This is a genomic window from Nostoc sp. UIC 10607, assembly GCF_047228265.1.
Lineage (GTDB): Bacteria > Cyanobacteriota > Cyanobacteriia > Cyanobacteriales > Nostocaceae > Nostoc > Nostoc foliaceum_A.
The window spans coordinates 83,147-105,313 of sequence record NZ_JBIQNW010000009.1 but is presented as its reverse complement, the minus strand read 5'-3'; the positions used below and the strand labels follow the sequence as shown (position 1 = coordinate 105,313).

At 42.6% G+C, this 22,167-nt stretch carries 20 protein-coding genes and 1 pseudogene; 10 read left to right on the top strand and 11 right to left on the bottom strand.

The window, feature by feature from the left end; genetic code table 11:
• Nucleotide 1: 1 nt before the first annotated feature.
• Entirely contained in the window at nt 2-1,081 is a 1,080-nt protein-coding gene (locus ACEYW6_RS11160; RefSeq protein ID WP_412979764.1) for a hypothetical protein, read from the top strand.
• Between the two features lie 363 nt (nt 1,082-1,444).
• On the opposite strand, the pseudogene ACEYW6_RS11155 reads toward ACEYW6_RS11160, so the two are convergent.
• The 4 genes and pseudogenes from ACEYW6_RS11155 to ACEYW6_RS11140 form a co-directional block, all read right to left on the bottom strand.
• Nucleotides 1,445-2,118 (bottom strand): annotated as a pseudogene (locus tag ACEYW6_RS11155) (Uma2 family endonuclease).
• A gap of 121 nt (nt 2,119-2,239) precedes the next feature.
• Complete coding sequence (gene hisA, locus ACEYW6_RS11150) at nt 2,240-3,013, bottom strand: 1-(5-phosphoribosyl)-5-[(5-phosphoribosylamino)methylideneamino]imidazole-4-carboxamide isomerase (protein ID WP_190891414.1); 774 nt, start codon at nt 3,011-3,013, stop codon at nt 2,240-2,242.
• A gap of 47 nt (nt 3,014-3,060) precedes the next feature.
• Nucleotides 3,061-3,360, bottom strand: coding sequence for a DUF3593 domain-containing protein (locus ACEYW6_RS11145; RefSeq protein ID WP_190891416.1), 300 nt, complete (start codon nt 3,358-3,360; stop codon nt 3,061-3,063).
• A complete protein-coding gene (locus ACEYW6_RS11140) occupies nt 3,357-3,692 on the bottom strand; it encodes a DUF2499 domain-containing protein (protein ID WP_190891418.1) in 336 nt (111 codons plus the stop codon). The genes ACEYW6_RS11145 and ACEYW6_RS11140 overlap by 4 nt, the downstream gene beginning before the upstream one ends.
• A 60-nt stretch (nt 3,693-3,752) precedes the next feature.
• Here ACEYW6_RS11140 and csaB point away from each other — a divergent pair, with 60 nt between their 5' ends.
• Nucleotides 3,753-4,799, top strand: a complete 1,047-nt coding sequence (csaB, locus tag ACEYW6_RS11135) for a polysaccharide pyruvyl transferase CsaB (protein ID WP_412979763.1) — start codon at nt 3,753-3,755, stop codon at nt 4,797-4,799.
• Between the two features lie 134 nt (nt 4,800-4,933).
• Here the strand turns inward: csaB and pgeF are convergent, their stop codons facing one another.
• On the bottom strand, nt 4,934-5,713 hold the full coding sequence (gene pgeF / locus ACEYW6_RS11130) for a peptidoglycan editing factor PgeF (RefSeq protein WP_196508936.1): 780 nt from the start codon (nt 5,711-5,713) through the stop codon (nt 4,934-4,936).
• 77 nt (nt 5,714-5,790) lie between these two features.
• Here pgeF and ACEYW6_RS11125 point away from each other — a divergent pair, with 77 nt between their 5' ends.
• Both ACEYW6_RS11125 and ACEYW6_RS11120 read left to right on the top strand, forming a co-directional pair.
• Nucleotides 5,791-6,609 (top strand): biotin--[acetyl-CoA-carboxylase] ligase, encoded by an 819-nt coding sequence (locus ACEYW6_RS11125; protein WP_412979762.1) that lies wholly within the window; start codon nt 5,791-5,793, stop codon nt 6,607-6,609.
• A 90-nt stretch (nt 6,610-6,699) separates the two neighbouring features.
• Nucleotides 6,700-8,307, top strand: a complete 1,608-nt coding sequence (locus ACEYW6_RS11120) for a M23 family metallopeptidase (RefSeq protein ID WP_412979761.1) — start codon at nt 6,700-6,702, stop codon at nt 8,305-8,307.
• Nucleotides 8,308-8,379: 72 nt separating this feature from the next.
• On the opposite strand, the gene ACEYW6_RS11115 is transcribed toward ACEYW6_RS11120, so the two are convergent.
• Complete coding sequence (locus ACEYW6_RS11115) at nt 8,380-9,060, bottom strand: riboflavin synthase (RefSeq protein ID WP_412979760.1); 681 nt, start codon at nt 9,058-9,060, stop codon at nt 8,380-8,382.
• A gap of 340 nt (nt 9,061-9,400) precedes the next feature.
• Between ACEYW6_RS11115 and ACEYW6_RS11110 the strand changes: the two genes are divergently transcribed.
• From ACEYW6_RS11110 to ACEYW6_RS11095, 4 genes are all read left to right on the top strand, one after another.
• Nucleotides 9,401-9,898, top strand: coding sequence for a bifunctional nuclease family protein (locus tag ACEYW6_RS11110; RefSeq protein ID WP_069072850.1), 498 nt, complete (start codon nt 9,401-9,403; stop codon nt 9,896-9,898).
• 145 nt (nt 9,899-10,043) lie between these two features.
• A complete protein-coding gene (locus ACEYW6_RS11105) occupies nt 10,044-11,174 on the top strand; it encodes an aldo/keto reductase (protein ID WP_412979759.1) in 1,131 nt (376 codons plus the stop codon).
• A 193-nt stretch (nt 11,175-11,367) separates the two neighbouring features.
• Entirely contained in the window at nt 11,368-13,176 is a 1,809-nt protein-coding gene (locus ACEYW6_RS11100; RefSeq protein ID WP_412979828.1) for an ABC transporter ATP-binding protein, read from the top strand.
• Between the two features lie 164 nt (nt 13,177-13,340).
• A complete protein-coding gene (locus ACEYW6_RS11095; RefSeq protein ID WP_412979758.1) occupies nt 13,341-13,958 on the top strand; it encodes a Uma2 family endonuclease in 618 nt (205 codons plus the stop codon).
• A 28-nt stretch (nt 13,959-13,986) separates the two neighbouring features.
• Here ACEYW6_RS11095 and ACEYW6_RS11090 read toward each other — a convergent pair whose 3' ends face one another.
• The 3 genes from ACEYW6_RS11090 to ACEYW6_RS11080 all read right to left on the bottom strand — a co-directional run bounded on the left by ACEYW6_RS11090 (nt 13,987) and on the right by ACEYW6_RS11080 (nt 15,832).
• On the bottom strand, nt 13,987-14,217 hold the full coding sequence (locus tag ACEYW6_RS11090; protein ID WP_292774876.1) for a type II toxin-antitoxin system HicB family antitoxin: 231 nt from the start codon (nt 14,215-14,217) through the stop codon (nt 13,987-13,989).
• Entirely contained in the window at nt 14,217-15,425 is a 1,209-nt protein-coding gene (locus tag ACEYW6_RS11085) for a hypothetical protein (RefSeq protein WP_412979757.1), read from the bottom strand. The genes ACEYW6_RS11090 and ACEYW6_RS11085 overlap by 1 nt, the downstream gene beginning before the upstream one ends.
• Before the next feature lie 248 nt (nt 15,426-15,673).
• Nucleotides 15,674-15,832 (bottom strand): hypothetical protein, encoded by a 159-nt coding sequence (locus tag ACEYW6_RS11080; protein WP_412979756.1) that lies wholly within the window; start codon nt 15,830-15,832, stop codon nt 15,674-15,676.
• 195 nt (nt 15,833-16,027) lie between these two features.
• Between ACEYW6_RS11080 and ACEYW6_RS11075 the strand changes: the two genes are divergently transcribed.
• On the top strand, nt 16,028-18,640 hold the full coding sequence (locus ACEYW6_RS11075; RefSeq protein WP_412979755.1) for a DUF3656 domain-containing U32 family peptidase: 2,613 nt from the start codon (nt 16,028-16,030) through the stop codon (nt 18,638-18,640).
• Between the two features lie 151 nt (nt 18,641-18,791).
• On the opposite strand, the gene ACEYW6_RS11070 is transcribed toward ACEYW6_RS11075, so the two are convergent.
• Nucleotides 18,792-19,511, bottom strand: a complete 720-nt coding sequence (locus tag ACEYW6_RS11070; RefSeq protein ID WP_412979754.1) for a DUF4336 domain-containing protein — start codon at nt 19,509-19,511, stop codon at nt 18,792-18,794.
• Nucleotides 19,512-19,935: 424 nt separating this feature from the next.
• Nucleotides 19,936-20,838 (bottom strand): polyphosphate kinase 2, encoded by a 903-nt coding sequence (gene ppk2 / locus ACEYW6_RS11065; protein ID WP_412979753.1) that lies wholly within the window; start codon nt 20,836-20,838, stop codon nt 19,936-19,938.
• A 533-nt stretch (nt 20,839-21,371) separates the two neighbouring features.
• Between ppk2 and ACEYW6_RS11060 the strand changes: the two genes are divergently transcribed.
• The gene (locus tag ACEYW6_RS11060) at nt 21,372-22,148 is read left to right on the top strand and encodes a class I SAM-dependent methyltransferase (RefSeq protein WP_412979752.1); all 777 of its coding nucleotides are present in this window, start codon (nt 21,372-21,374) and stop codon (nt 22,146-22,148) included.
• Nucleotides 22,149-22,167: the final 19 nt, after the last annotated feature.

The following is a 22,167-nucleotide window of genomic DNA, read 5'->3' as shown; positions in this document are numbered from 1 at the left end:
TGTGGTGGTAAAAAAACCGACTGATAAGAATACTAAAGTAGAAATTCTTCAGGCGTATGAGGAGTTGGCTAAAGAAAAAGCAGCGCTGAAATCGCAACTCGAACAAGTTGCCCAAGAAAACCAGTCTGGAACTAAAGAACAGCCTAAATTAGAACAAAAAACACCTATGAATCAGCTTTCTAGTGTCCAACAAAAAATGAACAATACAATTGAAAGCTTAGTGAAAACTCAATTAGGTTTTGGCAGCGCTGCAAATGAATTATCGGAACAGCTAACCACAAAAGCCTCTAAATTAGAAGAAATCAGGCGAACTTTAGAAGAAGAAATCCAACAATTAACACAGTTGCACAATTTAGAAATTTCTGATGATATCTTGGATACTCTTATCCAAGCTTATGAAGATAATACTAAAGCTTATCACGAAGAATATAGCCAGCGTTCTGAAGTGTTATTCCAAGAAATACTAGAGCAAAGGAATACTTGGTGTAAAGAACAAGAGGAACAGCAACGGGTGATAAAAGAACGGAATGAAAACTTGAATAAAACTCGGCAACGCGATGCGGCAGAGTATAAGTATAATTTAGAACTCCAGCGGCAACTGCAAAGTGACGAATACGAACAAGAGCAGAAAGCGCTATATAAGCAACTGGAAGAATTACTACAAGAAACAGAAAAGCAGTGGGCTGAGAGAGAGAAAGCAATTTCTGAGAGAGAGAAACAATTTGAAGAATTAAAAGCCAAGGTAGAAGCTTTTCCAAAAGATAAAGAAGCAGCCATTAAAAAAGCTACAGAAGAAGGCAAAGGCATTGCCCACTACCAAGCTAAAATAAAATCAGATTTATATTCTAAAGAAGTAGAAGGTCAAAAGCGTTTCTATGAACAAAGACTACAATCTTTAGAACAAACTATTACTAATCAAGAGATGCGGATTCAAAATCTTTCTAAACAACTTGAATCTGCTCTGAAACAAGTTCAGGATTTGGCAGTTAAAGCTATTGAAGGTACTTCAAATGTGAATTCATACCAAGCAATAAAAGAAATAGCTTTAGAACAAGCAAAGACTCAAGTAAAAAATAAATAAGTTGATTTCTTTATTAATGAGAATTGTAGAGACTTAAATTAAGTCTCTACAAGGAAGTATAACGATTTTTATTCGGTTTTTTTTGGTTTTTTGATGTCTGGGGGAGGTTGTAGTTTCTTCTTCTTTGTTGCGCTAGCCTGTGTTTGTTTAAATGCTTGATTGGAATTTTGTTCTTGACTAGACATAATACTAAATTTTAAAATCTACTACACTATTATCTACATCACGGGTATGGTTGATTACAGAAATATATCATAGAAAATTTAAGTTTAACTAGAAAAAGTTAGTAAATAATGTTACATTGGGAAAAACCTTAACTTTTAACTGGATAAAACCGGATAATTATAAATCTTAATATATGAGTCAGCGATCGCTTGGTGGCTGGGCAAAATAGGCTACCCAATCTACATTTATCAATAACTGCGCTAATGCCTCACGCACCCACTGCCTAAATGCTCGTCGCGCTGTACTAGATCCTTCTGTGAGGCTGAATTGCAAAAACTGCAATATTCCTTCAATCACAGGCAAATTCCCAAATGTTGGGCTAGTTTGCATCTCAATGTATTCTGCTTGATTTAAGACAAATACTTGCAACTTACCGCCTCCGTAACACCAAAGTTCAGGTACACCCAACGCCACGTAAGCACTAAGCTGGGTCTTTGAGGTAACATCGATTTCAATTGCTAAATCTGGTGGTGGATCAAGTGACAAATCTAACCGTCGCTTGCCGATCATTTGGCGAGCATTTTGGATATAAAAACAGGTATCCGGTTCTACACCTGCTGCCATTTGCGATAGCCAAGTCCTAACTCATCAAGTAAAATTTTAACCATGTCGCCGATTAATTCTTTGTCAACTTCATGTTCTGGTGAAGGCATCCGAATCTCTAACAGCCCTTGATAGTAAGCAACTCGTGCAGCGCGATGTTCTCCAACTTCCTCTAGAATTGCTTCAAACTCTGCCCAACTGATCTCGTGCAATGTCAAGCACTGCCCTGGTTGAAGGTCGATCTGGCGCAGTTGCAGTGTTACAACCATTTCATCCTCCGTACCGTTCACTCTTTAGCTAAAACAAATAGCCGGACTGCTTAAGAGAGCCACTACTGTACTCATTACTCCGAGTACAGTGTGTGAAGTGTTCCACCAAAGACAGAAAAGATCAAGCAAAGGTAGAAAAATCTAGATTCGGTGGAATATCCTGAATCCGCCCTGGCCCGATCGCTCGTAATGCTTCTTTGAGTAAAATATCCCCAGTATACAAGGCACGTCCGACAATCACGCCAGTCACGCCTTGAGGTTCTAATGCCAACAAACTCAACAAATCGGTGACAGAACTTACCCCGCCAGAAGCAATTATTGGGATAGAAATTACTGCTGCAAGTTCTCGCAAAGCTTCTAAATTGGGGCCGATAAGTGTACCGTCCCGGTGGATATCTGTGTAAATGATGGCGGCTGCACCCAATTCTTGCATTTGTACAGCTAGTTGGGTTGCTAAAACTTCTGAGGTTTCTAACCAACCGCGAGTTGCTACGCGGCCATTACGGGCATCAATACCGATAATAATTTGTTCGGGAAATTCTTCACACAGTTCTTTTACTAGCTGGGGTTGTTCTACGGCGATGGTGCCGAGAATTGCCCACTGTATGCCTAGATTGAATACTTGTTGCACACTGGTGCGATCGCGCAATCCTCCACCAATTTCAATCGGAACTGACACTGCATGAGCGATCGCTTCAATTGCTCCCAAGTTTACTACTTTACCTGCTTTGGCACCATCTAAATCAACTATATGCAATCTAGTAGCACCTTCATCTACCCACTGTTTGGCAACATCAGCAGGATTTTCGCTAAAAACTTGCGAGCGATCGTAATCTCCTTGATACAGTCGCACACAGCGACCTTCGAGTAAATCAATTGCTGGAATTACATCCATTTACTTTTTCCTCATTGCAATTAAAACGCTAGCTATAGCTGGGGTTCCTATTTTTGATTTTTGATTTTTAATTGCCTTATCCCTTGTCCAAAACCCATCACAAGCAAGATATTAGAAAGGGTCAAAAATACTTCTGCACCACCGTGCAACCAATCTACATTGGCCAAAGACTCGCCATAATGCAATTGGGCGTAAATTCCTGCCGGGATGGTGATGGCAACAAAGACAAGAGTGCCGTAAAATCCATACAGTGCTAAACGCGGCATTTGTGGACTTCGGCTGATAAACCACAAGAAACCCAAATAGGGAAACAGTGAAAGTGCAAACAGGGTTTCTTTAGAAATCATTGCTCTGATTTGATAGGTTTTGGTTCAATAGTGTTAGTAGACTTGGTAGAACGCCAAATCAAAAACGCCGCTGCCCAAAGCGTAAAATTACCAACTAAGGTCATGGTAGCTTGAAGCGTTACCAGCCATTCCAGAGATTCGGCGTTGTCGAAATAATGCCAGGTACAAGCACACATGGCGCTAACTAAAGCTGGTAACATGGCAAGGGATAATCCCCACCAATTGCGATTACCAGTGAGTTCGCCGTAAGTCCAAATTAACCAAATGGCGACAATCCACTCAATAACGCTAGAAATATGAATAATCCAGGTGGGAATCGATAGGGCGTGCATACAGTAATAGCAACAGATATTTATTTAAAAAAGCTGATAATCTAAAATCCAAAATCTAAAATGGTCAAGATGCGGGCGTTATTGTCTGGGTATTACGGTAAAGGTAATGGTGGTGACGAAGCTTTGTTGGCAACGCTTTTGCAAATGTTACCATCTCACGTAACGCCTGTGGTGCTTTCTGGTAATCCAGAGGAAACACGCGATCGCTACAATGTAGAAACCTACGATCGCATGGCTCCCTTACCTGTACTGCAAGCTTTGCGCTCAAGTGATGCCTTGATTTGGGGTGGCGGCAGTCTCATTCAAGATGTTACCAGTACTATCAGCCCATTTTATTATGGGGGACTGATGGCATTGGCGCAGAAAATGGGTTTGAAAACTTTTGCTTGGGCGCAGGGTATTGGCCCGTTAGTGCGTCCGCAAACTCGTTGGTTGGCACGGCAAACCTTTGGTAATTGTACTAAAGTTAGTGTCCGCGATCGCGCCAGTGCTGCTTTATTATCTGATTGGCAAATTCCTTGTATCATAGCTCCAGACCCGGTTTGGGCGTTGGAGTCTAAACCTGTTCCAGGACTTTGGGATTTACCTGCGCCGAGAGTTGCGGTAACGTTGCGATCGCATCCCCAACTTACAGAAACACGTCTGGCAAACTTGACTCGTGCTTTGGTGGATTTTCAAAAAGCTACGCAGACTTTTATTTTATTATTGCCATTTCAAAAAAGTGAAGATTTAAGTATTGCCGAAGCTATTCAACCACACCTGAAAGATGTCAGCAAGATTTTATGTCTAGAAGATCCGCAACTTTTAAAAGGTGTGTTTCGCGGCGTGGAAATGGCGATTGGGATGCGGCTGCACAGCTTGATTATGGCTGCGGCTGAAGGTTGTCGCTGCTTTGCTCTCAGTTATGACCCCAAAGTAAATCGTCTCATGGAAGACTTGGAAATGCCAGGGTGGGATTTGGCGAGTTTACCAGATGACCCCAATTTGATTAGTCTGACTTGGATGGAGCATTATGCCAATGGTGATCCTTTATCACCAGAGCAAATAAAATCTTTAGTAGATAGGGCATTAATACACCGTGAGTTATTGAGCCAAGCTTTTTTGTAAATAATTCAGGCCAAAACCTCAGAAACCTAACCTTTTCCTTTTAGGAAAAAGTTAGGGAGAGGTAGGTTAGATTTGGGAGATTTTAGTGTTAGCAATAATACTTTTAAAACATCCTCTAAAGCTGAAAACTAGTTTTACCTTTTTCCGCTAACAATTCCTGACCATTGAACTTTTTTCTCTTTCTCCCGACGGTAAGAAAAGAAATGCTCTGGAGTTTGGAAAGTACAATAAGGTGCGATCGCAATTTGTTCCGCACTAATCCCCATATTTTCCAGTTGTAAGGTATTCACTCGCCGGACATCCAACCTTACCTTGCCAGGATTGGGGTCTTCTAGTAAAGGTGAATTTGGTAGCTCATGTAATGCAGTTACAATTTTTTCTTCGTCCTCATGTGGTATAATACTAGCCCCAATTTCGGCAGCCACTTCGATAGAGACTTGATAAACCTCCCCAGCGATCGCTGGGCCCATCGCAATTCTCAAATCATCGAGTTTGCTGCCTTGAGATTGTAATCGAGCGATCGTTAAGGGAACAATCTTCTTGGCAGTCCCCCGCCAGCCTGCGTGTAATGCTGCCACTCGTCCAGTTTTCACATCCCCAATCAACACGGGTGTACAATCTGCACTAGCTACCCAAACTGCCTGTAGAGGCTGCTCACTCATTAAACCATCTGCCGAAGCTAAATCCTCCCCAACAGAGCTTAAGAAGCTTTCAACTTCTTGGGGGGTGAGAACAGTATTGCCATGAACCTGCTTTAAGCGATAGACTGATGCCTCTGGTTGCAATACTTCTGTGATAACTTGTGGCGATCGCGGCCAAAACTGCTGGGTAAAGAAGCCGTGATGCCAATGTTCCAGAATACTACAAGTTAGATAAGGCAGTCCTTCCCAATTGCGCCAGTGCCAAGTGTGCATCTTCAACCAAACCTAAACAGAAATCACTCATCAGCCAATCAATGCTAACTTGAACAACGGAATTTGGGTTAACTGCTGTGGGATTTAATCTGCAAAACTTGGAAGCAGCCTTGAAAGCAGGGCGTAACTATACATATTTACCATTTTTCCTTCACTTTTTTGAAAGCGTCTCCTCAACAAACCAAACCCTCTGGAACTTACTCAACCAAGGGGCTATTTCAGGAACAGTAGTAATTGCAACTAGGCAATCTGCTGGGCGGGGACAATGGGGACGCGAGTGGATTTCTCCGGTTGGGGGATTATATGTTTCCGTGGCGATTTCTTTTGACCACAAAATAGAGGCTACTGACAGTTACCAACTAACTTTTGCTACTGCTTGGGGAATTGCATCTAAATTGCGCGAACGTGGCGTGAATGTTGGGATAAAATGGCCCAATGATTTAATTTTAAATAGTCGCAAACTAGGCGGCATTTTGACAGAAACCAAAGTCAACAAAGGACAAATCACTCAAGCAGTAATTGGTGTTGGTATTAACTGGACAAATTCAGTACCAGAAACGGGAATCAATCTGGAATCGTGGCAAGCTTCCCAAGATTTCAGACCAATTTCTTGTCTGGAAATGCTAACCTCTACAGTCTTACTGGGAATAGAATCCGGTATGGAGTGCCTTTGCCAAGAAGGAATAACCATACTCTTGTCTCGCTATCTAGATTTGCTTATAAACATGGGCGATCGGGTCTACGTCAATAATCTTTCAGGTACAGTAGTTGGGGTAACTCCTCAAGGAAATTTACGAGTTGATTTAGGAACAGATGATACAAAGGAACTAATTACACCGGAAATTTATATTGAACCCGGTACAATCAGTTTGGGGTACCATAAATCTTCCGTTTAAATTTGAGGTTTGTTCAAAATTTCGCTCTTTGGGCAAGACAAACCACTAGCATCATCTCTTTAGGCTAATTACACACAACTGAGAGAACAAATGACGCAGCGCAAAAATTCTGCCCCTCATCGTTTGCATTACTTATGGCAACAAGGTCTGACAAAAAAACGTTTTGCCTCCACGCTACCAGCTCAGAGCCTCTGTTGGCTGAGTAGCGTCAGCCTCCTTAGCGGCGGCTTTGTGTTTGCCCAAACGGAAACACAAATAGACAACATCGTTCCCACTGTTGAAAGTTCCCAACCAACAGCATTTACAAATCCAGTTAAAAAACAGGCTGTTGCGCCCCAAGCCGCGCCAGCGCAACCGGAATTTTCCCAACGGCGAGCCAGACTCAAACAAAGATTACGCAAGCCAGAGGTTGCTCAATCAAAAGAGCCAGTTAGGCAGTCTACACCCAAAATCGAAGCTGCTGAATCTGTTGTGATTATCAGACAGTCAAAACCCAAGGTAGAAGCTTCCCAGATTACACCTGTACGGGTGAGACAGGAAAAACCCAAGGTAGAAGCCTCCCAGGTTGCACCTGCACGGGTGAGACAGGAAAAACCCAATACCCCTGCCCGCTCTTTACCTGAAAAACTCCCAGAAGTTGCTCAACCATCAAATAACTCGAACAGTACTGTCAGGGCAACGGCGGGGAAAACCAAGGATTATAATAACGCCTATATTGATCCTAATAGTTATGACAGTGGTGCCACAGGTACTTATCAAGCACCAAATTCCGTAATTCTCACAGAACGTTCCAGTGGTTGTCGAGCCATTTTGCCTTCAGGGCAAAGCGTATTAGGCGGCGTTTGCGCCAAAGTACCCCAAAGGAGTGTAGCTGATTCTAATGGTAAACCAGCACCTAATTGGCTCAAAAGAAGTCAAAACGCCCAATTACCAGTAGTTCCACCCGTGCGGGAAGTTGCAACTACTGGCAATACCAGCAGATGGCGTGCTGCTCAAAGTGGTTCTAGTGGTGTCACCAAGAGCGCATTTCGCCCTAATCGGTTTATCCCCAGTCCCGGCGAGTTCAGCCCCACAAGAGTTAGTGCAACTCCCATCGCACCGAGTGGCGGAACTTTACCTCCACCAATGGCAGATGGCAATATTGCACCCCGCCCCAGCAACGTAGCTTACGACTTCTCACTAGCATCAGTATTGCCGCAAATCCCCTACACAGGGAGAGTTGCATATAGTGGTACGGGAATGATATATCCCCTGTCTATACCCGCTTCTATCACTTCTGTATTTGGTTGGCGAGTTCATCCAATCACAGGTAATCAACGCTTCCATGCTGGTACAGACATAGGTGCGCCTACAGGTACGCCAGTTTTGGCAGCAGCTGCTGGTCAAGTGGAAACTGCTAACTGGTTAGGCGGTTATGGTTTAACCGTTACCCTGAATCACAAATCGGCTCAACAAACTCTTTACGGTCACATGTCAGAAATATTTGTTCAACCCGGTCAGTGGGTAGAACCTGGAACTGTGATTGGGCGAGTTGGCAGCACCGGAAACTCCACAGGCCCTCACCTGCACTTTGAAGTCCGTCATCTGTCACCAAATGGGTGGGTTGCTACTGACCCAGGCGTGCATTTACAAAGCGGCCTCAGTCAGTTAGTACTAGGCTTACAAACTACTCAGGTAAGCCAGAAACCAGGCAGCTAGAAGAAAGTTAGGAGTGAGGAGTGAGGAGTTATGAATTTAAAACTCCAAACTCCAAACTCCAAACTCTTTTAGTTACAAATACCCGTGTTCTGCTAAGAATGCGGGTGTAATGCCATCCATACTAGTTTCATCAGTGGTTCTGGTGTGTGGATTACCAGAGTAAAGGAATTTTTCGACGTATTTGCCGAGAATATCCCCTTCTAGATTTACCAAACTTCCAGGAACCAAATAGCGAAGATTTGTCTCGGCGTATGTGAGGGGAATTACCGCCACTTTGAATTGCGAGAGTTCTGGCTCATAAGCGGCTACTGTGAGGCTGATGCCATTGACAGCTATGCTTCCTTTGGGGACAATGTAGCGTGCGATCGCAACGGAAGCAATAAAGGTCATTTCCCAAGAACTAGCCGTTTGTTCTGCCACTTGCAATCGACCGATGCCATCTACATGACCCATCACAAAATGACCGCCAACTTTGCTGCCCACCCTTAGCGACGCTTCTAAATTGACATATCTCTGTTGCGTTTGCTCACCTCCCAACGTTGTGCGGCGTAGAGTTTCCGGTGAAGCGGTGGCAATAAACCCATCTTTTAAAACTTTTTCCACTGTCAGGCAAACACCATCTACAGCAACACTGTCACCATAAGCTAAATCTTGCATAATTACTTCACCGGACTGGCTTTTGCAAGTAATTTGCCAAGAATCGCCCCCTAAGGGTTCCATCGTTCCTAATGCCTGAATTAATCCTGTAAACACGGCTTTTTTGTCAAACTAACTCTATTTATTGCCTAATTTTGGCTGAAATCAATTGGTAATTGTCACAGAAATTTCGAACATTCAAGTATATTTTCTGACTTTTTTTATTATAGGGATATTAACACATTAGCATCCTTCACAAGGCATACTTGGGTAAGAAGGTTATTGTCTAAGAAGACCAATTTGACTTACTCTGGTTTTCACCACAAGTTCGGAGTTTAATAGAAGCAATTATAGAGAACGAATGCTTATGTTTATTACTGTCGCCAAACCACCCCAAAAGGGGTACTATTTGTTACACAGCATCCAAGGTTCTCAAAGCATTGTAGAGGCCTAGCCAATGATTGAAATGAAAGTCGCTGGCATAGCATTAGATGCCATAACTCGCAGCCCGATCGTGCTTTTGAAAGATTCTTCAGATCGGCGGGCTTTGCCAATTTACATTGGTCAGGAACAGGCTAGGGCAATTATGGGTGCGCTGGAGAATCAGAAGCCTCCCAGACCCTTAACTCACGACCTGATTGTGAATATTCTAGAGGCTTGGAACATGACTCTAGAAAAGGTAATTATTCATTCCCTGCAAAAGGATACTTTTTATGCAGCTTTAATTGTCCAGCAAGGCGAAGTCAAAAAGGAAATTGATGCGCGTCCTAGCGATGCGATCGCCATTGCCCTCCGTACAAATACCCCCATTTGGGTAATGGAAGAAGTAATTGCCGATGCTTCTATCCCTGTTGACCGTGATGCCGATGAAGCCGAACAGCAAGCTTTCCGTGAATTTATTTCCAATCTCCGTCCTGAAGATTTGATTAAGCGCTTTGGTAATGGCGACAGCTAGGAAAGTTATGAGTTAGGAGTTATTAGTTATGAGTGATTTTGCTTCAACTCCTAACTTGTAAGCAAAAAAGTTAGGAGTTAAGAGCTATGATTTACTTCCTTCAACTCCTAACTTATAACTCCTAACTCCTAACTCTTTGTTAAAAATGCAATACCGACGCTTTGGGAAAACGAATCTGCGCCTCTCGGTTTTTTCTTTGGGAACAATGCGCTACTTGGCTGATTTTGAAAATGCTCACCAGACGATCGAACAAGCCTTAGCGCTAGGAATTAATCATCTAGAAACCGCCAGAGGTTACGGCAAAAGTGAGGAGTATCTTGGTAGGGCGCTAAAAGCTGGGTTGTCAGTACCCCGGACGAGCCTTTATGTCACTACTAAAATCTCAGCCACAGCAGATGCTGACACCATGCGTCGGTGTATCGACGAATCCCTAGAACGATTACAGCTAGATTATTTAGATTGCTTAGGCGTTCATGGCTTGAACACTTGGCAACATTTGGAGTGGGTACAAGCCAAAAATGGCTGTATGCAAGCTGTGGAAGAAGCTGTTGCTGATGGTCGAGTGCGACACGTTGGTTTTTCTACCCACGGGCCACTAGAGGTAATTCAGGCAGCAATCAATACAGATTTATTTGAATTTGTCAATCTGCATTATTACTATTTTTTTCAACGGCACGCAGCAGCGATTCAACTAGCTGCCGAAAAGGATATGGGCATTTTCATTATTTCCCCTGCTGACAAGGGAGGACGCCTGTACACGCCACCCCAAATCTTAAAAGACCTGTGTCAGCCGTATTCACCCCTAGAATTGAATTATCGATTTTTACTTGCTGATCACCGTATTACTACTTTGAGTATAGGGCCAGCAAACCCAGAAGAATTAAGGGAACCTTTGCAAGTTGCTGACCATGATGGAGAGTTAACATCAGCAGAAATTTCTGCTTTCTGGCGTTTAGAAAATCACCAAAAACTTGCTTTGGAAACTGATAATTGTAGCCAGTGTTATGCTTGTTTGCCCTGTCCAGAAAATATCAATATTCCAGAGATATTGCGGTTACGAAATCTCACAGTGGCATACGACATGAAAGACTACGGGCAATATCGTTACGGAATGTTTGAAAATGCTGGTCATTGGTTCCCTGGAATGAAAGGCAACCGCTGTACAGAATGCGGTGACTGTTTGCCTCGGTGCCCAGAAAATTTAGATATTCCAGCCTTATTGGAAGATACTCACCAACAATTAAGTGGGAAAGCAGGTAGGAGATTGTGGGGATAAAAATGTAAACAGAAGTCAGTATTCAGTATTCTGAAGCATAGAAGTCACCATCCAGTCACACACTCGTTATTCTGGCTTCCGAATTCTGAGTTCTTTCTTGGTAAAATTTATAAAGATTAAATAAAGTTAGGAAGATCCGCTGAACCTGGGGTATCTCGCGGAAAGTAAAGATGAAAATTAAAAAAAAAGAAATATCCTACGTCAATCACTGACGGTTTTCCGCTACAGTGGACGGGCTGTCAGCTTAGTATGGACTACTAGTCGATCGCTTACTATTTTTTTGGCGAGTTTAACTTTAGTGGCTGGTCTTTTACCGGCGGCGATATCTTACATAAGCAAGTTAATTGTTGATGCAGTGGTATTTGCATCTCAAGTTAATTCAGACAGCAATGATTTTGTCAATATCTATCCCTCCCTATTTTATGTAGGGTTGGAAGCGATCGCTGTAATTTTACTAGCAGGCAGTCAAAGGGGAATCCTCATTTGTCAGTCTTTATTACGGGCGCTAATGGGTCAACGAGTAAATGTACTCATCTTAGAAAAGGCGCTAACACTGGATTTGAGGCAGTTTGAAGACTCAGAATTTTATGACAAATTGACCAATGCCCGACGAGAAGCATCGGTTCGTCCCCTTTCCTTAGTAAGCCGCACCTTTGGGTTGGTACAAAATGCCCTTTCCCTGATTACCTACGGGATTTTGCTAGTAAATTTCTCAGTTTGGGCGGTGGTGGTACTGGTTTTGGCAGCCATGCCTGTATTTATTGCAGAAACGAAATTTGCTGGGGAAGCCTTTCGTTTGTTTAGTTGGCGTGCGGCAGAAACCCGCCAACAGCATTACTTAGAAAATCTCATAGCAAGAGAAGATTTTGTCACAGAAGTCAAACTCTACCAGCTGGGAGAGATGTTGCTAGGACGTTACCGCAGCCTGTTTAATCAACTCTATGGCGAAGACCGTGATTTAACTCTCCGGCGAGGATTGTGGGGATATCTCTTGAGTTTAGTGAGTACAGGTGCTTTTTACCTAGCTTATGCTTGGATTGTGCTAGAAACAGTGCTAGGTAGGATTTCCTTGGGAGATATGACTATGTATCTCACTGTGTTTCGCCAAGGACAGTCTACTTTCTCCAATGCCCTCACTTCTATTGGAGGAATCTATGAAGACAACCTATATCTATCAAATCTCTATGATTTCCTGGAAGAAGAAGTACCAAAGTCTTGGGGTAATGCAACCATTGGTTTAAATCCTCAAGATGGTATCCGTTTTGAGAACGTATCATTTACTTATCCAGGAAGTTCTAAACCAGCGTTGACAAACATTTCGCTGCATTTAAAACCCAGAGAGAAACTGGCAATTGTGGGTGAAAACGGTTCCGGTAAAACTACCTTAATCAAACTACTTACCCGACTATACACGCCAGACTCTGGGCGAATTTTCTTAGATGGCTTGGATTTGCAGGAATGGGATGTGGATGTGCTGCGTCGTCGCATTGGGGTGATTTTTCAGAACTTTGTCCGCTATCAGTTCACTGTGGGTGAGAATATTGGCGTGGGCGATGTAGAACATCTCGAAAATAAAACTCGTTGGCAAACTGCTGCTGAAAAAGGCATGTCCCAATCTTTTATCGACCAATTACCCCAAAGCTTTCAGACTCAACTTGGTCGTTGGTTTAAGGGAGGACAGGAACTTTCTGGGGGACAGTGGCAGAAAATTGCTTTGTCTCGTGCTTTTATGCGATCGCAAGCAGATATCTTGGTGTTAGATGAACCAACATCAGCAATAGATGCCCAAGCTGAGTTTGAGATTTTCAATCATTTTCGCGCTATTACTCAAAATCAGATGGTACTTTTGATTTCCCATCGTTTCTCAACGGTAAGAATGGCTGACAAAATCGTAGTTATAGAAAACGGCGAAGTTATAGAACAGGGAACTCACGAAGAGTTGTTACAGCTAAGAGGAAGTTATGCCAAGTTGTTTCTGTTACAAGCAGCCGGTTATCAATAGGATGTGAGCTATTGTGTGGATTTAGATAGCGATGCCTACGGTGGGCTGCGCCTACGCTCACTGTGTAGAAAGCACATAACATCTCTATCTAACCACGTTAAACTGTTCAGTAAACATGGGTCACTAGACACTCCGTATCGTTAAACATTGCTACCTGATAAATTATGCAAATAACAAAACAGCGATACTATACTCCAGAGGAATATTTAGAGCTAGAAGAAGCTGCTGAATACAAAAGTGAATACATTGACGGGCAAATAATTCCTATGGCGGGTGGAACAATAAATCATAATCGTATCGCTGGTAATTTCTATGCTGTGTTAAACTTCGCGTTCAGACAACAAGAATACGAAGTGTTTAATAGCGATATGCGTCTGTGGATACACCAAAAGCGTATCTACACGTATCCAGATGTGACAGTAATAGCGGGTGAACCAGAATTTTTCAACAACCGTACAGATATTATTACAAATCCCCAAGTTATTGTTGAGGTTTTGTCTAAATCTACTAAAAACTATGATCGCGAAGATAAATTTCAGGCTTACCGAACGATTTCCACTTTCCAAGAATATCTATTAATTGACCAAACTCGGATTCATGTAGATCAATTTTCTAAAATTGGGAAAAAGCAATGGACGCTTCGTGAATATGATGAAGAAGATGAAGCGATCGCACTTGTAACAGTACCATTTGAGATTTCTTTACAAGATTTGTACAACAAGGTGAAGTTTGAGCCTGTTGAGTCGGAAGGCGAAAGTGCTGATGTTGAGGAATTGGGGTAAGGTGCGATGCCCTGTATCTTAAAAAGATTTAAGCCACTTTTAACGATTTTTGAGGAAAAGTAATTGGCTCTGGCAAAGGTTTTCCTTGCTCTTCATACCATTCAATCAGAGATTCAATTACCTCTTGCCCGTGTTTAGCAGCTTCTTCATAACTCTTACCATGAGTGTGAAATTGCTGCCAAGGGAATTCCGGTAAGTGTACTAAGTAGCAATTGTCTTCATCTGACCATTGAATTACCATACTGTAGCGATCGTTCATTATTTTTGTATATCTAAATTTTTTAACCCACGAAGTTTAGGTAAACTTTCTAACTCAAACTCCTTTTTTATAAGCTGAGAAATCTTATCTATTGTTTCAGGCAGAGCAAAAACCATAAGAGTGTTGAGTTTAGTTTTTCCAATCCCCCCAGTCTGAGGTTCTGGATGACCTATCCTTTGCAGAATATGAGAAAGTTTTATCGAGGGATGAGAATGAACGTTGAAAGTTAATCTATCTTGATTTGCAAAACCTATGTACCAATCGTAGTCTGCCATAGTATTTAGCTTAATATCTTGGTTTCCACCCAAAAATTCAGTATGTTCAATATTAGGTTGAAATAATTCTCTTAATTCCTCCATTCCATCATCCCAATTCAACTCCTCCTTTGAAAAAATAAATTCAGAATCAACTTGCTTAACTTTTTTCTGAAATTCATATCCTTTGCAAAGACTTCGATTCAAAAAGGTATACTGGTAGAGTATTTCGGGCATTTCTACTCCAAGAGTATATAAACTGCGTCCCTCACAGAATGCACTAGCCTCATCACGAAGTTGATTTATTAGTAGACCAATATCTTTATTAGCAAAATTTGTGTAATCTCCTCCTTTAGCTTCAAAGGCATCAGCTTTTGCTCTGACACTAAAGGCAAGAGCTACCATTAGTGGTAATCTTTCCGGTTTGCCTATCTCAATACGATTCAGTTGAGTTCGCAGCCAAGCTTCTAAATCCTCGGCTCTTTGAATAAGTTGATCGGCTTCTAGTAATTCAGGTAATATATAGATAAATCGTTCATAGGTTTTTAGTAGTAGAAAAGTTCGAGCCTGAAATTCTTCTCTACACCTACGAGCTTCTAAATCTTTAACTTCTTCTACAACATTTTGAAAACCTGTACGCATCTCCTCACGGAGAATATTCATTTGCTGTGCTAAGTTACATTGATTACAAACTAATAACTCAAGAGTGCGGTGTTGAACAGTTAGAGCATTTTGAATACTGTTGAAACAAGTCTGAATCTGCTTATGATTTCTCTCTAATTTATCTGATAAGGCTTGAACTTGTTCATGATTTATGTCTAACTTCTCAACGCATGATTGAAGCTGCTCTTGATTGCGATCTAATTTCTTTTTGACCTTGTGAAGTTGAACAGAATTGTAAATGCCTACACCCAGGTTAAGAATATTGACTCCAAGATTAGCAATGTTAAACATATCAATAGCTGGTTTAACGGATTGAATTGTCTCTCCACTCACACTATGACGGGTACACCAAGTACCTGCTTCACCAGTGAATACCTCGTAATCGGAGGCATTTCCTCCCTTAAACAAATGTGGTTCTGGTCGCTGAGTAAATGGATTAATCATAGTTGTTGCAAAATAGACTTAATCTCAGTATTCCCAGCAAGATTCTTGGTGTATCACTCGTTCTATACAAAGGAGCGATCGCCTAACTTATATGTCTAGGTTTTACCAGCCTTCAATCCCTTGTCATATTTCTGTCTATATTTGTAAATAGCAGATTTGAGTTTTCCTTCCAGTTCTGGGGAATTTTGCATTACTGACATAAATAAATCTCTGTCACGATCGCATAGCACTAAACTTTTAGATTCTTTCAACATAGTTAATTTCCGCCTTCAGCGTAGTTATTCTTAGTGGGCAATGTATACACAATATTTATTTTGAGCATCACATCCTGTTTTGCCCTCTCTAAAGAAAAATTAAATTGCTACGGAGGAGCTAGCGATCGCACCCTTCCCCTCATTTCCCCACCAACTTAGATAAAATCACTATGGTGCTACTTAACCCCAAATCTGATGAAAAGCGATCGCTCCCCTTCCCAACTCTCCCTTCAACGTCCCGAACTACTCGCACCAGCAGGTAACTGGGAATGTGCTAAAGCTGCTGTGGAAAATGGGGCAGATGCGATTTATTTCGGTTTGGATCGCTTCAACGCCAGAATGCGGGCAGAAAATTTTACTGAGGCGGACTTACCTCAATTGATGACATTTCTGCATCAGCGCGGCGTAAAAGGTTATGTCACTGTCAACACACTAATATTTCCCAAAGAACTAGCAGAAGCACAGCAATATCTCCGCACAATTATTGCAGCAGGTGTGGATGCGGTGATTGTCCAAGATATTGGTATATGCCGTCTCATCCGTCACCTTTCCCCTGATTTTCCTATTCATGCTTCCACCCAAATGACCATCACCAGCGCGGCTGGGGTGGAATTTGCCAAGTCCCTCGGCTGTCAATTAGTGGTGCTGGCGCGTGAATGTTCTCTTCAGGAAATCAATAAAATTCAGCAGCAGATCGCCCTACAGGAAACTTCGCTGCCTTTGGAAGTTTTTGTTCACGGTGCTTTGTGTGTGGCGTATTCCGGTCAGTGTTTGACTAGTGAGGCTTTAGGCGGACGTTCTGCCAATCGAGGTGAATGTGCCCAAGCTTGTCGGATGCCCTACGATTTAATCGCTGACGGGGAAGTTGTAAATTTAAAAGAACGCAAATATTTACTCAGTCCTCAAGACCTAGCAGGATTAGATGTTTTGCCAGATTTGGTGAAATCAGGAGTAACTTGTCTCAAGATTGAAGGTCGTTTGAAAGCTCCAGAGTATGTTGCCAATGTCACCCGTGTTTATCGCCAAGCTTTGGATCGGGTGATGCAGGAATTGGAAAGACCTAACCCCCTAACCCCCTTCCCTTGTAGGGAAGGGGGAATAAAAGCTCCCCTCTCCGAAACGGAGAGAGGCTGGGGGAGAGGTCAAACAGATCAAGAACACTACAACTTAGAGATGGCATTTTCTCGCGGACTCTACACGGGTTGGTTTGGTGGGATTAATAATCAGGAACTAGTTCACGCCCGGTTTGGTAAAAAACGTGGGGTTTATTTAGGTGAAGTCAGCCGCATTCACAACGAACAGGTAACAGTCAAACTAGAAGCGCCTGTAAAACCAGGGGATGGAATTGTGTTTGACTGCGGTCATCCAGAGGCGAAGGAAGAAGGCGGCCGGGTTTATGCTGTGGTATCCAAAGGTAATGAAACCATGCTGTCCTTTGGTCGAAATGACTTGAACCTGCGCCGGGTGCATATAGGCGATCGCATTTGGAAAACCAGTGATCCAGAACTCGATAAGCAACTGCGTCAAAGTTTTGCTGGCGAAAATCCCCAATTTCAACGTCCGATTGACTTAGAGGTTTATGGAGAAGTTGGTCAGCCATTGATTGCGATCGCTCGTGATCAACTCGGTAATATTGTACAAGTGGAGTCTGCAATTTCACTAGTTGAAGCGCATACCAAACCCCTAGATACAGACCGTTTACAAGAACAATTCGGTCGTCTCGGTAACACACCTTTCTGTTTGGGAACGCTAACCAACCATCTCAGCGGTGCTATTATGCTGCCCGTAAGTGAGTTAAACCGGATGCGGCGGGAAATTGTGACGCAGTTGGAAGAATTGCGAAGTCAAACCAAACGCTGGCAATTATGTTCTGATGTCTCTTTCCAAGACTTACTCCCCTCTTCATTACCCTCATCACCTACCCTGCGGGAAGCTAAAGCTACATCTCCTGCACTCATCGTCTTGGTACGAAACCTCAAGCAACTCCACGCCGCCCTCAAAGCTGGTATTGAAACACTGTACTGTGAATTTGAAGACCCCCGCGCCTACCGAGAAGCCGTGCAGCTAGTACGCCAACAAGGGCAACAATCCCCACTGCCCACAATTTGGGTTGCACCACCCCGAATTACCAAACCTGGAGAAAACTGGATTTTGCAGCAAGTACGTGCTTGTGAAGCAGATGGCTATTTGGTGCGGAACTATGATCAACTGCAATTTTTTGCTCAAGACCGTTGTATCGGAGATTTCTCACTCAACGTTGCTAATGCCTTAACAGCAGACTACTTTCAGCAACGCTTTGGTTTAGAAAGGCTGACGGCATCCTATGACCTGAATATTACCCAACTGCAAGACCTGCTCACCAGTTGTCCACCCCAGTGGTTTGAGGTGACAATCCATCAACATATACCGATGTTCCACATGGAGCATTGTGTATTTTGTGCCTTTCTATCGACGGGTACAGACCATACCAACTGTGGACGACCTTGTGAAAAGCAGGAAGTGAAATTAAAAGACCGTGTAGGCAGCGAACACGTTCTTAAAGCAGATGTAGGTTGCCGCAACACTGTATTTAATGGCACTGCTCAAACTGGAGCCGAGTACGTACAGCGCCTTATAGAACTGGGATTACGTCACTTTCGCATCGAGTTCGTGAATGAGACACCAGACCAAGTGACTAAAATAATACATCGCTATCGTCAACTAGTGCAAGGTGAAATTACAGGTTCCCAACTCTGGCGCGAGTTGAAGCTGCAAAATCAATTGGGCGTAACTCGTGGCCCATTGGGAGTGTCTGCACTGCGGTCATAATTCATTTTGCGATCACGGGGGGCTGCGACTTGAAAATATTTTGTATCTTGGTTATAAAAATAGCCCCTCATCACTCCTCATCACTAGTCTGTGATAGTATCAGCACCCGATTGGGTGAAATGGATAGAGTGATTAGCAATGTTCTGATAAGTTATGCGACGTTTAAGGAGAGTCCTAAAAACCATTCATATCCTTCCCTAAATCTTTGCTTACCATTGTTTTCAATGATGCTACCATGAGCCACAATAACTCGCTCGAAGTCCCAAGCGAGTATATTTTTAACTGATTGCCTTACCTTTTCTTTTTCTTGTGTAGATAATCGCTCTAGCCAAGACGGACTAAGGGTTTTATATGTCCCAATTACCCTAGCCGCTAATTGTGTTATTAGTGGAAAGCTTTCATCAAAATGATAAGCAGTATCTGTTAAGACTAAAGTCCGACTTTCTGGATGAAAGAAAACACATTCATTCAGCAAATCAGGCCCACTTAAACCGAAGGTTCTAAAACCATCAAATAACAAATATTGAATTTCATCCAAAAAATTATTTTCATCTGCTTTGATGATTTTATCAATTGGAAGTTCAGGCTTTTTTGAATTTAGTCCAGGTGCAGCCCAAAACGTCGCTTTTGGGTAAAAATGCTTGAATTTGGAGGCGAACAGATAGTGATAAAGATTAGGGGCCACAATATGCCTCACATTTCCAATTTTATTAAGTTGATCGATGGTTGCCTCATCAACCTGGATTGGAGAGATAACGACCAGTTCACTATTTGCAAGGCTAATAACTGTCATTCTTGTGCCTACGCTAAGTCCAAAATATCTCAATGGTTGTTCAGCAACCCAAATATTTTTGTCAATCTCCCTGAGCATAATTAACTGCAACTCGGTGGTAAAAAATACATTAGGAATATAGCAGGCTATCAAATTGATATTTTAGATTACTGCTGAAATCTCTCAACATCTGTTAGTTTCTCGTACTTGGTTACTGTTTCCTGATTTTCACCACTAATTACAGCAGTTGAAAGTATTGGCTATAAATTACAGGTACGTTATCAAGGATTCTTTGGGGGTTTCCATCTCGCAGAAACTTACCCCCATAGCGTTCCCCCTTCGGGTAGCCGCATCGCTCAGAAGTTATTGGCTTTGATGAGTCTCCTGTGTTGATTTTGGGGCGGTATTTTTTACAAATTGGTCTGTCTTCTGAGTTTCAAAGCTGCATTCCGAAGAATTCTCAATATGCTACTTGCGCCCCGAACCCACTTAAGGGGATGAATCGACACCAAAAAGCAACCACCTAATAAATCTGTGGTACAAAGAACTGTTCATTCAGGGGTGGTCTGACATAGCTATCAGCAGGCTTCCTGGGGGACAGTTCTAGAGGTTGGGGGGTCATATCCACGTAGGGAATTTTGCTGAGGATGTGGTAAATACAATTCAGGCGAGCACGTTTTTTGTCGTCTGCTTCGACGGTGAACCAGGGTGCTTCAGGAATATTCGTGTGGGCAAACATGACATCCTTGGCTTTAGAGTATTCCACCCAGCGATCGCGCGATTCGAGATCCATCGGACTCAGTTTCCACCGCCTTGCTGGATCAGTGGTTCGGGATTGAAAGCGCCGTTCTTGCTCATCATCGCTGACAGAAAACCAATACTTCAGTAGAATGATGCCCTCACGCACCAACATCCGTTCAAATTCTGGACAATCTTGGATAAAATTCTTGTACTGTTCTTCTGTGCAAAAACCCATCACATGTTCTACCCCAGCCCGGTTATACCAGCTGCGGTCAAACAAAACAATTTCACCCGCAGCTGGCAGATGAGCCACATAGCGTTGGAAATACCATTGGGTCTTTTCGCGATCGCTGGGCGTGCCTAAAGCGACGATCCGGCTGCCACGCGGATTCAATGGCTCCGCAATCCGTTTAATTGTACCCCCCTTACCTGCGGCGTCCCGTCCTTCAAAAAGAATTACGATGCGGGCACCTGTAAACTTCACCCAATACTGCATTTTCACCAATTCTAATTGCAGCTTGGCTATTTTTTTTTCGTAGAGCCGACTGGATAGTTTAGAACTTCCTTCACCTTCAGTTGTGTGTTTTTTGAATTTTTTCGCGGACTTTTTCTTAGCTTTTAACTTTGCCAGCGGGGATTCTATAGCTTTTTTAATCGGATTTCCATTGTCTTGCTCGGTGTTCATAAACTTTTTTGCTGTTAATGTTTAAAGACGATGAGGCAATAGTTTTCAAGCATAATTGTTGGTAAACAAGCAAATTTGCTTGGTTTGACACGAGTCAAACCAACATATTGTAGAACAGTATACGCAATTAGATGAAAAATAAAAAACTATTAATTACCATTAGCAAGAGCTAGAAATATATCGCCGAAACAAAAGATTTATCTAATCAAGCAATTACTCTTATTATAATAAGCCAAATTTATGTTCAAATAAGCGATCGCTTTCTAGAAAAAATATTTTCAATAGGTATTAGAGTTACAAAATGATACGAAAAAACAAACTCTCTTCTGCCATGATCTGAATACGTATATTGTGGGGTACGCAGCGTTCGACTGACTTGTACTGAGCGTTGTCGTAAAGCCTGCGGCATAGCTACGCTTAGGGCGCAGGCTCTTGTAGAGAAGTAGCGCTCACGCCGAAGTAGTATGAGCTAAAGAGTCACTTACACAATAAAAAAATATTATGCATTCAATTAAGAACCACCATTATTAATTATGACTAATATCTCTTTACCCAATAATGATTGGAATACTGCCCTTTACCAAGATAAACACGCTTTTGTTTGGCAGTATGGTGAGGACTTACTAAACTTCCTCAACCCTAAACCAGGAGAATCGATTTTGGATCTTGGCTGTGGTACTGGACAACTTACAGAAAAAATTGCCCAAGCTGGTGCTGAAGTAAGGGGAGTTGATCATGCACCCGCGATGATAGAAAAGGCTAGGCAAAACTATCCCCATATCCGCTTTGATGTAGCTGATGCCAGAAACTTTCAAGTAGATGAATTATTGGATGCTGTATTTTCCAACGCTGTACTACATTGGGTGAAAGAAGCAGATAGTGTGATCACTTGCATACATCAATCCCTAAAACCTGGAGGCCGTTTTGTAGCAGAATTTGGTGGTAAGGGAAATGTGCAAGCGATCGCCACAGCTTTGGAAAGCGCCTTAGAAGCAATTAATATTCCTGCAAAAGCCCTAAATCCTTGGTATTTCCCTAGTATTGGCGAGTACGCCACCTTACTAGAACAGCAAGGCTTTGATGTCATTCATGCCATCCTTTTTGCTCGTCCAACTCCCTTAGCAGAGGGAGAAGCAGGTATGGCAAACTGGATTCAGATGTTCGCCAGTGCCTTTTTAGCAGGACTTTCTGGTGAGCAACAAATACAACTAATTCGCGTCGTGGAGGAATATCTCAAGCCGACGCTTTATCAACAAGGAACTTGGACGGCAGACTATCGAAGAATTCGTATAGTTGCCATAAAACTTTAAAATTGCGCGAATTTTACTT